Origin of the sequence: Mariniflexile sp., assembly GCF_041583155.1 — a bacterium.
Lineage (GTDB): Bacteria > Bacteroidota > Bacteroidia > Flavobacteriales > Flavobacteriaceae > Mariniflexile.
The window spans coordinates 1-13,355 of sequence record NZ_JBFHGK010000039.1 but is presented as its reverse complement, the minus strand read 5'-3'; the positions used below and the strand labels follow the sequence as shown (position 1 = coordinate 13,355).

13 protein-coding genes are annotated in these 13,355 nt (G+C 32.2%); 6 read left to right on the top strand and 7 right to left on the bottom strand.

Annotated elements, in window-relative coordinates; translation table 11 throughout:
- Positions 1–41: 41 nt before the first annotated feature.
- Entirely contained in the window at positions 42–485 is a 444-nt protein-coding gene (locus ABYI63_RS13420; RefSeq protein WP_372756935.1) for an Lrp/AsnC family transcriptional regulator, read from the bottom strand.
- A 124-nt stretch (positions 486–609) separates the two neighbouring features.
- Between ABYI63_RS13420 and ABYI63_RS13415 the strand changes: the two genes are divergently transcribed.
- The 4 genes from ABYI63_RS13415 to ABYI63_RS13400 all read left to right on the top strand — a co-directional run bounded on the left by ABYI63_RS13415 (position 610) and on the right by ABYI63_RS13400 (position 4,918).
- Positions 610–1,005, top strand: a complete 396-nt coding sequence (locus ABYI63_RS13415; protein WP_372756934.1) for a hypothetical protein — start codon at positions 610–612, stop codon at positions 1,003–1,005.
- Positions 1,006–1,249: 244 nt separating this feature from the next.
- Complete coding sequence (locus tag ABYI63_RS13410; protein ID WP_372756932.1) at positions 1,250–3,118, top strand: DEAD/DEAH box helicase; 1,869 nt, start codon at positions 1,250–1,252, stop codon at positions 3,116–3,118.
- 103 nt (positions 3,119–3,221) lie between these two features.
- Entirely contained in the window at positions 3,222–3,995 is a 774-nt protein-coding gene (locus tag ABYI63_RS13405) for a carboxypeptidase-like regulatory domain-containing protein (RefSeq protein ID WP_372756931.1), read from the top strand.
- 164 nt (positions 3,996–4,159) lie between these two features.
- Entirely contained in the window at positions 4,160–4,918 is a 759-nt protein-coding gene (locus ABYI63_RS13400) for a hypothetical protein (RefSeq protein ID WP_372756930.1), read from the top strand.
- Between the two features lie 2 nt (positions 4,919–4,920).
- On the opposite strand, the gene ABYI63_RS13395 is transcribed toward ABYI63_RS13400, so the two are convergent.
- Positions 4,921–5,574: a TrmH family RNA methyltransferase gene (locus ABYI63_RS13395; RefSeq protein WP_372756929.1), complete on the bottom strand. Its 654-nt coding sequence runs from the start codon at positions 5,572–5,574 to the stop codon at positions 4,921–4,923.
- Positions 5,575–5,641: 67 nt separating this feature from the next.
- Between ABYI63_RS13395 and ABYI63_RS13390 the strand changes: the two genes are divergently transcribed.
- The gene (locus tag ABYI63_RS13390; protein WP_372756927.1) at positions 5,642–6,322 is read left to right on the top strand and encodes an NAD-dependent deacylase; all 681 of its coding nucleotides are present in this window, start codon (positions 5,642–5,644) and stop codon (positions 6,320–6,322) included.
- Between the two features lie 382 nt (positions 6,323–6,704).
- A complete protein-coding gene (locus tag ABYI63_RS13385) occupies positions 6,705–7,508 on the top strand; it encodes a transglutaminase family protein (protein ID WP_372756926.1) in 804 nt (267 codons plus the stop codon).
- Positions 7,509–7,510: 2 nt separating this feature from the next.
- Here ABYI63_RS13385 and ABYI63_RS13380 read toward each other — a convergent pair whose 3' ends face one another.
- From ABYI63_RS13380 to ABYI63_RS13360, 5 genes are all read right to left on the bottom strand, one after another.
- The gene (locus tag ABYI63_RS13380; RefSeq protein WP_372756924.1) at positions 7,511–8,530 is read right to left on the bottom strand and encodes an anion permease; all 1,020 of its coding nucleotides are present in this window, start codon (positions 8,528–8,530) and stop codon (positions 7,511–7,513) included.
- A 2-nt stretch (positions 8,531–8,532) separates the two neighbouring features.
- On the bottom strand, positions 8,533–9,240 hold the full coding sequence (locus ABYI63_RS13375) for a DUF2490 domain-containing protein (protein WP_372756922.1): 708 nt from the start codon (positions 9,238–9,240) through the stop codon (positions 8,533–8,535).
- 140 nt (positions 9,241–9,380) lie between these two features.
- Entirely contained in the window at positions 9,381–10,322 is a 942-nt protein-coding gene (locus tag ABYI63_RS13370) for a TerC/Alx family metal homeostasis membrane protein (protein WP_372756920.1), read from the bottom strand.
- Between the two features lie 100 nt (positions 10,323–10,422).
- Entirely contained in the window at positions 10,423–11,499 is a 1,077-nt protein-coding gene (locus tag ABYI63_RS13365; protein ID WP_372756918.1) for a sensor histidine kinase, read from the bottom strand.
- A gap of 86 nt (positions 11,500–11,585) precedes the next feature.
- Positions 11,586–13,223 (bottom strand): ABC-F family ATP-binding cassette domain-containing protein, encoded by a 1,638-nt coding sequence (locus ABYI63_RS13360; protein ID WP_372756916.1) that lies wholly within the window; start codon positions 13,221–13,223, stop codon positions 11,586–11,588.
- Positions 13,224–13,355: the final 132 nt, after the last annotated feature.

Genomic DNA, 13,355 nt, shown 5'->3' with positions numbered 1-13,355 from the left:
TGTTTAAAACTCAAAAATACAATTTTCAATTCAGTAAAAAATTATTTTATAGGTTTCACTTCCTTAAAACGTGTTACATGAGACAGAACAATTTGAGTCTTCGTTTCTCCATATACAATAAGTTGGTCTATAAAAGTCTCTAGATGCTTTTGGTTTTTAAGCAACACTTCCATAACAATATTTTCATTTCCGGTAATCCGATAACAATTTAAAACTTCATCATAGGTCTTTACCTTTTCCAAAAAAGGTTTTAATTTTCCAATAAATGCGTGCAACGTAATTATAGCCTTTAATTGGTATCCCATATCCAATGGAGATACCACCGTTTTATAGCCTAAAATAATGCCAGCATCTTCCATTCGTTTAATACGCTCAGACACTGCAGGCGAGCTAATCCCTACATTTCTACCAATTTCAGCGTTCGATTGTCTAGCATTTTCTTGTAAACACTTCAAAATCTTCCAGTTAAGCATATCTAATTCCATAATTAAACAAATTAAGTATTAATAAATTAAATTTTAAAGTAAATATACGGTTTTACTTTAAAATTTAAAGCTATATATAATTACTTGTCTGTAATTTTGAGGAAGCTCCTAAGAAAATAAGATTATGTCACCCAATACCCCATCATACCTATCGGAATTACCGATTTACAAAAAAGCTATTGAGATATTTACCTTATCTCAAAGTATTTCTATGTACTTTAATCATGATTTGTCTGGTTTAAAACCTGATGGATCTGAAGATAGCAATATCTATTTTACGGGAGACATTGTTCAACAATCCGTTTCATTAGCACCAGAAATTGTAAATGCAGAACTGGAACGTTATTCGGACAGAAAATATAAGCATATTGCATCGTTAAGACATTTAACAAACATGCTTTACAAAAATTCATACCGCTTAGAACGTTCAAATAGTAACGGAAAAGATTTTTTACCAATTCTTCGTAGCGAACTAAAAAAATTCAAACAATTGCAACGCACTTGGATGCTAACCTTGTAATTTTTGTTTCTTTTTCAATAATCTCATAAATTAAATCTCCGTATTTAAGCAACAAAAAATACTGATTTACAATCATTTAAGCAACAATTTCATAAAATAGTGTAAATTAAAAATAAATAATTACCTTTGCCGCTTGAAATAAATTCCTCAGAGTGAGGATGTGTTGCTAGAAGGTTAGGTTTAAGTATGTCGATTCGCTTCTTGTGTAACACTACATAATACAATCGAATACTTATACAAAAGAATGAACACATTCCAAGATTTAGGTCTTAATGACGACCTATTACAAGCCATTACAGATTTAGGGTTTACAAAACCTAGTGAAGTACAAAGTAAGGCAATCCCAATTTTATTAGAATCTGAAACTGATTTAGTGGCCCTTGCCCAAACAGGAACTGGTAAAACAGCTGCATTTGGTTTTCCAATGCTTCATAAAATAAATGTGGATAGCCGCACAACCCAAGGCTTAATTTTATCGCCAACTCGCGAACTTTGTTTACAAATTACCAACGAAATGAAACTTTACGGTAAATACTGTAAAGGACTTAACGTGGTTGCTGTATATGGCGGATCTAGCATTACAGACCAAGCACGCGATGTAAAAAAAGGAGCGCAAATTATTGTGGCTACGCCTGGTAGAATTAAAGATATGATTAACCGAGGTTTAGTTGATATTTCTAAAATTGAATATGCTGTTTTAGATGAAGCCGATGAAATGCTAAACATGGGTTTTTATGAAGACATCACCGATATTTTATCAAACACCCCAGAAGAAAAATGCACTTGGTTATTTTCGGCTACAATGCCAAAAGAGGTTTCTGTGATTGCTAAAAAATTCATGGAAAACCCACAAGAAATAATTGTAGGTAATAAAAACGAAAGTACAAGTCAAGTTACTCACGAATATTATTTGGTGAATTCAAGAGATCGATATGACGCTTTAAAACGATTGGCTGATGCGAATCCAGATATTTTTTCAGTAGTTTTTTGTAGAACTAAAAATGACACTCAAAAAGTTGCGGAACGATTAATTGAAGATGGTTATAGTGCTGGAGCTTTACACGGGGATTTAAGTCAAAATCAACGTGATTTAGTAATGAAGTCATTCAGAAACAACCAAATACAAATGCTTGTAGCTACAGATGTGGCTGCTCGTGGTATTGATGTAGATGACATTACACACGTAATTAATTACCAACTTCCTGATGAAATTGAAACCTATACACACCGTTCTGGACGTACTGGTCGAGCTGGAAAAACGGGCGTTTCCATGGTTATTGTTTCTAAAAGTGAAGTTCGTAAAATTAAAAGTATTGAGCGCATCATAAAACGTGAATTTGAGAAAAAAGACATTCCTAACGGCATGGAAATTTGTGAAGTTCAGTTAATGTCGCTTGCCAATAAAATTCATAATACAGAAATTAATCACGAAATTGATAAATATTTAAGTAGTATTAATGAATTATTCGAAGACACTTCAAAGGATGAATTAATTAAAAAATTCTTCTCCGTTGAGTTTACACGTTTCTTCAATTATTACCAGAAATCTAAAAACCTAAATATTTCGGATGCCGATATTCGTGATAGAGATGGAGGACGCGATTTTGGAGGCAGTTCAGACTCTACACGCTATTTTATAAACGTAGGTAGCAAAGATGGTTTCGATTGGATGCAGTTAAAAGATTTCTTAAAAGAAGTTTTAGAACTTGGTAGAGATGACGTCTTTAAAGTTGAGGTAAAAGATAGTTTCTCATTTTTCAATACTGAAAATGAATTAAAAGATAAAATATTAGCCTTCTTTACGGATTACAAACATAACGGTCGCTTTGTAAATGTTGAAGTATCTGAAAACCGTGGTGGCGGCGGAAGACGCAATGACAGACGCAGTGGCGGAGGCCGAAGCGGTGAAAGACGTAGCGGCGGCGATCGTCGCTCTAGTTCTAGAGGCGATTCAAACCGTAGTGAAAGACGTAGTGGCAGCGATTCAAGGTCAAGACGTTCTGGCGATTTTAAATCTGAAAGCGCTGGATCTAACAGAGCAGCAAGACGTTCTGGTGGCGATTTCAAACCAAAAGAATCTGATGTTTCAAGACCAAGACGTTCTAGACGCTAATTAATACATTTTGTTAATTTTAAGTCAAAATAAAAACATCTACCTAAGAAATAGTTTTTTGTTTAGTACTTTTATAACCATATATAGATAACCTATTAGTTTCATGAAAAATTACCTACTGCTTTTTACCTTATTATTTATTTCTTCCATTTCAATGGCTCAAGAATTAAATAGTGTTATGGGAGTTGTAGTTAATGCTTCAAACGGAGAATCACTGGAAAACGTAAATATTGTTAACCTTAACCAAGTTATTGGTACTGCAACAGGTAAAGAAGGTAGTTTTCAAATTAAAGCACAGGTTAATGATACGTTGCATTTTTCATATTTAGGTTTTAAATCTATAAAAGTTAGAGTAACCAATGACTGGTTAAAGTTTGGAAGTTCAAAAATTGAGCTTACTGAATTAGCTTTAGCACTTGAAGAAGTAGTTGTAAACAACATAAAATTAACAGGATATTTAGAGGTTGATATTAAGCAAGTTCCAATAATTAATAATAATTATCGCTATAGTATATCTGGTTTAACAAGTGGTTATGAAGCTGGAAAAACCTCTACAATTTCGAAAATTGTGGGGTCACTTTTCAATCCTGTAGATTTTCTACATCGCATGTTTGGTAAAAATCCAAATGAAATGCGTAAGCTTAAAAAGATGAAGGAAGATGATGAAATTAGAAACCTTTTGGCTTCTCGATTTGATAGAGAAATGCTTTTGGCTTTATTACAAGTAGATCGTGTTGATTTAGATGAAATTGTAAGTCAGTGTAACTATTCTAAGGGTTTTATACAAACGGCAAACGATCTTCAAATACTGGATGCTATTAGCGAATGTTATGAGGAGTACAAGGTTTTAAACCGAAGTAGAGGAAATAAAATTTAAAGTTTTTACTTTATATAAATTTAAAAGGAAGCAAATGCTTCCTTTTTTTTTTACATCATAAATTAGAGTTAACATCTGTGTTAAAATCTCACAAATAATAACACGTAAACTATTCATTTAATTACATTTACAAATCATCTGTTACACAAAACTTTGTTTGTTTTATGTTTAAATTAATCGTAATCACTGCGTTTACTCTGTTTCCAATTTTCGTAATAGCGCAACAAGTTCATGGCAAAATATACGATAATGAAGCTTCTGTAAAAGGAGCCAAAATTTCAAACATTAGCAAAAACAGTTTCACTTACAGTAATGAATTTGGCGATTTTTCTATTACAGCTTCTGTTCAAGACACATTAAAAATAACGTCTTTATTTCATGAGGAAAAGAAAGTATTAATCAGTGCACTTTCTTTTGAAAACACTATCGTTATTGAAATAAAAAAAATTATAAATAATCTTGATGAAGTTTTAATCTCCGAAGAAATTAAAAAACCATTTAATGCAGAAACATATACCGTTGATATGGGGCTCCAATTAAAAAATGACATGAAGAACAATCCACATTTATACAGTGCACCACCAAGTGGAAATTTAGATCTTATTAAAATAGCCGGACTCATTGCAAAACTTTTTAAGAATAAAGAAAATACCAAAGAAACACCTAACACATCCATAACTTATAAAGAATTAGATTCATTATTTGCGAACCACAAACTGATGAATGAGCAGCTCTTAAAAAACGATTTTAAAATACCGGAAATCTACATTCCTCTATTTTTTGATTATTGTGCAAACAAAAACATAGATAGCAAACTCCTTTCGGAAGATAATAACATTCTACTTTTAGATAAATTATTTAACTATAGTGAGGAATTTTTAAAGGTTTTATCTGACTATAAAAATGAACAGATTAAGCATTAAGCTTATTTAGTGTAATATCTTGCCACAATTTCATCATAACTTTTTATGGTTTTCTTAATCCAATCCAACCGCTTTTCAAGTAGCTCTGCTTCTGTTAATTGCCAATTAATATTACTTTGTCTCAGTTTGGTAGTAACATGTTGTAAAATAATGGCCGCACTAACCGATATATTCAAGCTTTCTGTAAAACCAACCATGGGTATTTTTAAATAAGAATCAGCTGCTCTTAAAACTTCATCCGATAAGCCTTCAGTTTCTCTTCCAAAGAAAAAACAAGATTTTTTAGTAAAATCAAAATCATGCAATTCACAATCATTGGTATGCGGTGTAGTAGCTACAATTTGGTAGCCTTTTTGTTTTAAATCGATGATACAATCTTTAACTGTATGAAACCTATTTAAGTCTACCCATTTTTGTGCTCCCATAGCAATTTCTCTATCTATACGTTTGGAATTGCGTTCTTCAACAATATTAACTTCCTGTATTCCAAACACATCGCAGCTTCTAATTACAGCACTGGTATTGTGTAATTGATACACATCTTCGGTTGCAACCGTAAAATATTTAGTGCGTTGTGCCAAAACATTATCAAATTTTTCTTTGCGTGAATGGGTTAAAAAAGTTTCTAGGTGTTCTAATAATTTTATATCAATCATATCATAAAATTAACGAAAGTATTAGGATTTTTGCTTTCACGGAAAAAAAATAAACTATTTTTATACTATGAAAAAACACATTGTTATACTTACAGGTGCTGGCATGAGTGCTGAAAGTGGCCTAAAAACTTTTAGAGATGCTGATGGTTTATGGGAAGGTCACGATGTTATGGAAGTTGCTACACCAGAAGGTTTTGCTAAAAATCCGGAACTGGTATTAGAATTTTACAACCAACGTAGAAGACAATTATTTGAAGTTGAGCCCAATAAGGCGCATTACGATATAGCAAAACTTGAATCTAATTTTGAAGTGAACATCATTACCCAAAATGTAGATGATTTACATGAACGTGCAGGTAGCTCCAATGTTTTGCATCTACATGGCGAATTAATAAAGTCGAGAAGTGTGGCAGATTCCTTAACCTTTTTTGATTGCCGATCGGACATTAAGGTAGGCGACCTCTGCCCCAATGGTTACCAATTACGCCCTCATATTGTTTGGTTTGGTGAAGATGTGCCGTTAATTAAAAAAGCGAGAAAAATCTGTGAAACTGCCGATATTTTAGTAATTATTGGCACTTCTATGCAAGTTTACCCTGCTGCAGGTTTAATGAATTGTGTGCCTATAAACACTCCAACTTATTTTATTGACCCAAATCCAAATGTTTCTAGTAAAAAAGGTTTAACTGTTATTGCAGAAAGTGCTACGGTTGGTATGCAAACGTTAACAAGTATTTTAAAACCTTAGAGTACTTGTTGGTTGAATCGAACAAGAGTGTACTCCTCTATTAACTTAAACAAAAGAATAACAATTAAAAAGCGCTTTCATAAATCGCAAAAAAAACCAGAAGACAGGTCTTAACGTATTCTACCTATTTCCTTTGTAACAATCGGTATATCTTGAGTATTATAATTGAATGCTAATAAAAAACAAAGAATAAAATGTTATTAAACTATCATTTTATGGCAGATTAATTAAGGTATTTATAATTCAAAGGAATTCTAATTAGCTTTTTTATAAATTAATAGGTTAAAAAAAATTAGAGAATTTATTTTTACTGCATTTACACACAAACCCTTACATTTGAGTTATTAATAAATAGTTAATTTGTATTTAAATTATTAGTATTATGTGGTTACGAATTGGTTGCGACTTACTATTTGAAATAGAAGTACCTACACCTTTTATACTAATGTTACGGCCAAAAAGTGGCTTAAATCAGTGGGTAGCCAGAGACGAATTTAAAATTAAGCCTAATATTCCTGTTCTGGAGTTTACTGATGATTATGGTAATTTATGTCAACGACTTATTGCACCTCCCGGATACTTTTCAATTCAAACAAATGCCGATGTTAAAACTGCTGAATTTGTAGACATCGCTCCTGGAGCTCATTTTGTTGATATACAAAATTTACCAGATAACATTCTTAGTTATTTATTACCAAGCAGGTACTGCGAATCCGACAGGTTTAACGAATTAGCCATGGAAATAACATACAATCAGCTACCAGGTTACGACCAAGTAACTGCAATTGAAACTTGGTTACGCAACACTATTAGCTATATTCCTGGAAGTAGTGACTACCCTATTTCATCCATCGAGGTAAATTACAGACAATCTGGAGTATGTAGAGATTTAGCACACCTAGGAATTGCACTTTGTCGAGCTCTAAGTATTCCTGCTCGTATGGCTGTAGGTTACTTGTATAAGCTAGAACCTATGGATATGCACGCTTGGTTTGAAGCTTACGTGGGCGGACGCTGGTACACCTTTGATGCTACCCAAATAGGACCAAAAGGAGGTTATGTAACCGTTGGTTATGGCCACGATGCCGCAGATGTTGCTCTTTTTAACCAATTCGGGCCTTCGGTATACCCAATAAGTCAAACGGTTACCGTTGAAAAACTGATTGATGAAAACAATTACTATTAAAACTACTTAAACAACCAAATAAGCAATAAGGTTAATAAAAAGGAAAAAATTGGAGCAACTCCCCAAATTACAAAAAATCGTTTTACAGTTTTATTACTAAATGTGGGTTTAAAACCATGTTTACTAACACTAAGGGCTATAAAAGCAGCTCCATTCAACTGCACCAAAGAAGTTGGAATCCCCCTAGTAACCGAAGCTAATAGAATTAAACTAGCCACAATAACAGCAATAATAGTTGCATAAAACGGAGTTATTTCTACAATTTCTTTTCCAGTTGTTTTAGTTACTTGATGACCCAACAAGGAACTTCCTATCGCAAAACAAGGCGCCACAATTAATACAGACAGAATAATTATTGGAAGAAAATTTTGAATAGAATCCTGCCCTATTTCGTTTGCCGTTAAGGAGGCTATTGGTGCTGCTGCATTTGCCACATTATTTGCTCCAATAGAAAACGCAACATATAAAGAAGACAAAATTAGAAGTGCTTTTAAACCCTTATGTTCATTAAGATGCGAGTAATCTTGTGACAAAACTTTATTTTTTATTAATGGAAAAATCCATTTAGAAAGGAAAAGCATTATGAAAAAAGAGATGATTGGAAGGATAATCCAGGTTGGAATAATTTCAAAAAACAATTTATGAAAATTCAATCCCTCTAAAGCTGTTGCTGCCCCAGCAATTGCTAGAACCGTAGATTGACTAGCAGATTGAGGAACTCCCAATAAATTTGCAAATAGCAAAGACAAAGCTATTGAAAGCAAAATAATAGAGGTATTAAATGGTGTGAAAAATGACTGTTCTAAAAGCCCTTTTCCTAGAGTTAGAGAAACTTCACTCCCCGCTATTAAGGCACCTGTAAGAACCATAATACCAAACAAACCAGGAATCATCGTTCTTTTAATAACATTGGCACCATATGCAGCCGAGAAAGCAGGAGCTGTACCACTCCCACCCATAGTAACCGCCAGAAACATAGCTAATAGAAAAGGAATTGTTAAAGAATTGAATATTTCAGACATAACTAACTAGTTTTGGTTTGTTTTTTCATATTTATATTTTGGTGAATAGTGAATCTAACAATGTTCCGGTTGTAAAAATCTATTCCTGTTTTCTTTTGTTGAAACCAATTTATATAACCCAGTTCGAAGCCTAAATCCCGAGAAGGCATCAATTGAAAACTTCCCCCGTATCGATTTTGATCAAAAACATTATGAACAACCTGATTACCAACATTTATATGAATTTCATCAAATGCTTTCAGAGTTATTTTTTCTGTTAAATTGTAATTCAGTTCAAGTTTATAGCGCATTCTTACATTACTAAAATCATATGTATTATCGGGCTGTTCAAAAAACCTAAATTCTGTCCAATACCTATGACTAATGAACAACTTTTCCAGGAGTTTTTGTTTATTTTCAATTTCAATTTGTGGTCGTAGCTCCATTTGAGTTTCAGTCACTTCTGATTGTGGGTTCTGAGGAAGGGATTGTACCACATGACTAAAACCGATACCCGCAAACCAGCTTTTATTTATGCCTCTCTCTAAATGTACCTTATTTACGAATTGATGTTGGCGAAATGGACTATGATAAAGACGCTCTTCTACTTCATATCTTAACTTATAATCTTCATTAAATTTAAGACTTAAGTTATAGCGCATCCAGAATAATTGCTGAGTTTCAATTTGCTTTTGAGAATGAATTTTAGTTGATAACACTATAACTAACAATAAGTTAATCGTGTAAAATTTATATTTAATCATTTACCATTTATATTAATTACAGGCAAATATATATTATTCCTACTAATTATATATACTTAATAGGAATAATAATTTTTGAATATAAATAAGTCTACAACTTCAATCCTTTAATCGCCTCTTTTTACGTTAATTAAAGAAGCATATACACCAATAATTAAAGATAATCCTATAAATAATAATGAAAACCATTCTGGAATATCCACATAATTAGCAGATATTAATTTTATGGAAACAAACACCAGTATGGAGAAGACGCTGTACTTTAAATAGATGAACTTTTCAAGCATATTAGACAAGAAAAAATATAAAGACCGTAATCCTAAAATAGCAAAAATATTAGAGCTATAAACCAAAAACGGATCGGTTGTTATTGCAAATATGGCGGGAATACTATCTAAAGCAAATAATAAATCTGCTAATTCAATAGAAATTAGCGCTCCAAATAACCCTGTAAAAACCCACTTACCATTAACCTTTGTTATAAATTTTCCACCATCAAAACTCTTGCTGATTCTAAAAAGTTTCATAATACCCTTTGGTTCATGAACCGCTTCATGTTCCGCCTCCTTTTTAAGCATTTTAAATGCTGTGTACAATAGAAACAATCCAAAAATAATATTCATGCCATGAATCTTATTAATAAGCACTAAGCCAACACCAATTAAAATAGCTCTAAAAACTATAGCTCCTAAAATCCCTAAGAAAAGTAATTTATGTTGATGTTGCGATGGCACCTTAAACGAGGTGAAAATAATAGCAATAACAAACAGGTTATCCACACTTAATGACAGTTCAATAAAATAACCAGTTAAGTATTTCACGACTGCATCAGCAGGTTTTAAATTATTGATATTATCTACTAACCCTGTGGTGTAGACCCAATGTATAAAAAAAGAAAATAACAGTGCATTGGATACAAAAAAGATGGTTTCAAATAACGCCTTCTTCATAGTAGGCTGTTTGTTTTTCTTATGAAGTACAAAAAAATCTAAAAACAAAAGGAATAGTACAAAAGCTAATAATATGATCCAAGGTGAAGATTGTTCCATAAAGATTTAAGTGAATTAAATTAAAAAAGTAAAACTGAATATTGAGATTATTGGATAAATTCCTAACACTTTTTATTCGTGATAGAGAAGGTTATACAGACTAACTAACATTTCCCTTGTAAACCATAGGTAAGCTGAAGTAAAAAACAGAGCCTCGATTTAATGTGCTTTTTACACCAATTTCACCTTGATGCATGGTTACTATTTTTTTAGCTATGGCAAGTCCTAAACCAGTACTGCTCTCTCCGTCTGTGGGTACCGTTGTTGTTTTCTGAAAATAATTAAACAATTTTTCTAATTCCTCCTCGCGGATTCCTTTGCCATTATCTATTATCTCAGTTAAGATTTGGTTATTATTAACTTTAGAAATTTTAATTTTAATTTCACTATGTGCCTCGGAATATTTTATAGCATTAGACAACAGATTATCAACAACTTGGCTTAAATAGTGATTATCAAAATGAAGATCGATAGCATCGATTTCTGTATTAAAATCGATATGAATCTTTTTATTACTTGCTAAAATTTGGTTATAAACCAATTGTTGTTTTACAAACGGGATATAATTGAGTTTCTTTATTTTTAAATCTACTTTTCCAGATTCAATAGTAGAAACATTTAACAGATTTTTCAATACTGCAAGCGTATTTGTACTAAGACTTTCAATAATAGTTAACCCTTCAATAAAATCTTCTTTTGAATTTTCCTTGTCACTAACTAATAAATTGGAAAATGAATTTATAGCGCTTATGGGGTTGGTTAAGTCATGCGCTGCCACACCAATCATCTTATTCTTTTCATTATTTAGTAAATTTAAATCTTCGTTAATAAGATTCAACTTTTTCCCTTTTATCTTTAAATTTAAAAGAGACAATCCAATAATTAAAAAAATAAATAATCGGACTAAGGTATTCCAAATTGGATAAAAAATTAATGAATAATCGCGGTTATAAAAATCTGAAAAAAACCAACAAAAGGCAGAAGCCACAGAAACTATAATAATGTATGATTTATTTTCGGTACCATACATTGCTAAAAGTGCTATTGGAATAATGTAAAAAAAAGAGAAGGATAATTCAACTCCCGTATGATAATCAATTACCCCAATGCAAATTATAACTAGTAAAGCTATAGCTAACCCCCAAAAACCAGTTTCAATCCTTTTAAATAAAAGCATATTAACAATATATTTAATCTAAAAACTCTTAGGGTTTTATAGCCTGAAAATTTTGGTATAAATATATATAATTAACAAATACGCAATTATTTTTTTAAATCTATTTGTTTTAAGTTTTCAATTCGGTTTCTAATTAAAAAATCGTCAATAGTTTCAAAATGTTCAATAACACGTTGGTCTTTAAATTCAAAAACTTTTTGGGATAATCCTTGAAGAAAATCACGGTCGTGAGATACTAAAATTAAAGTACCGTCAAAATTCTTTAATGCTTCTTTTAATACGTCTTTCGATTTCAAATCTAAATGGTTGGTAGGCTCATCCAGAATTAATAAGTTAACCGGTTCCAATAGTAATTTCACCATGGCTAATCTGGTTTTTTCACCCCCAGAAAGCACGCTAACTTTTTTATCAATATCGTCGCCTTTAAACATAAAACCACCTAAAATAGTTTTAATTTGGGTACGTATATCACCTTCGGCTACTTCATCAACCGTTTGAAAAATAGTTAAATTTTCGTCTAGTAATGAAGCTTGATTCTGTGCAAAATATCCAACCTTTACATTATGTCCTAAAGCACATTTACCTTCAAAATCGATTTCACCCATAATCGCTTTTATCATTGTAGATTTACCTTCGCCATTTCTACCAACAAAAGACACCTTTTCCCCTCGAGAAATAGACATATTGGCATCTTTAAATACAACGTGTCCGTCATAGGATTTTGATAGATCTTTAACGGTTACCGGATAATCACCAGAACGCGGTGCAGGAGGAAAACGTAATTTTAAAGCAGAAGTATCAACCTCATCAATTTCAATAATTTCTAATTTTTCCAACATACGTTCTCTTGATGTTACTTGATTGGTTTTAGAGTAAGTACCTTTAAAACGCTCAATGAACAACATGTTATCGGCTATAAACTTTTGTTGCTCTTGGTAGGCTTTAACCTGGTGCGCTCTTCGTTCCTCACGCAATTGTAAATAATGCGAGTAGTTGGCTTTGTAATCATAAATACGGCCCATAGTAACTTCTATGGTTCGGTTAGTAATATTATCTATAAAAGCTTTATCATGCGAGATTACCATAACTGCTTTAGCCTTATTCAATAGGAAATCTTCCAACCAAATTACAGATTCAATATCAATATGATTGGTAGGCTCATCCAATAGAATTAAGTCTGGCTTTTGAAGTAAGATTTTAGCCAACTCAATTCGCATACGGTAACCACCACTAAATTCGTTTGTTAAACGCGTAAAATCGGCACGTTTAAAACCTAAACCAGTTAATGCTTTTTCAACTTCCGCATCGTAATTCACATCTTCTAAAGCATAATATTTTTCACCTAAATCGGATACTTTTTCAATGATTTTCATGTAGTCATCAGACTCATAATCGGTTCTAGTTTCCAATTCCTTATTAAGGCGATCCATTTCATCACGCATTTCAAACACATGATTAAAAGCTTTAGAAGCCTCCTCAAAAACGGTACAATCGTCTTCAGTTAATAAATGCTGTGGTAAATAAGCAATTACGGCATCTTTTGGAAAACGCACTTGCCCACGAGTTGCTTTTTGTTCTCCTGCTACAATCTTCATCATGGTACTTTTTCCCGCACCATTTTTTCCCATAAGGGCTATTTTATCATTTTCATTTATAGTGAAAGACACATCACTAAATAAAGCTGTTCCGCCAAATTCTACCGCTAAATTATCAACTGAAATCATAGTAAATTTTTATCCCGAAAGTTTTCGGGAGCAAATCTATAAAAAGAAGTTAGATTTTAGCTGTTAGAATTAAGATTTTAGACCTCCTAAAATAATGTTCCTTCTAAACTTACTATCTTTTGTCTTTTATCT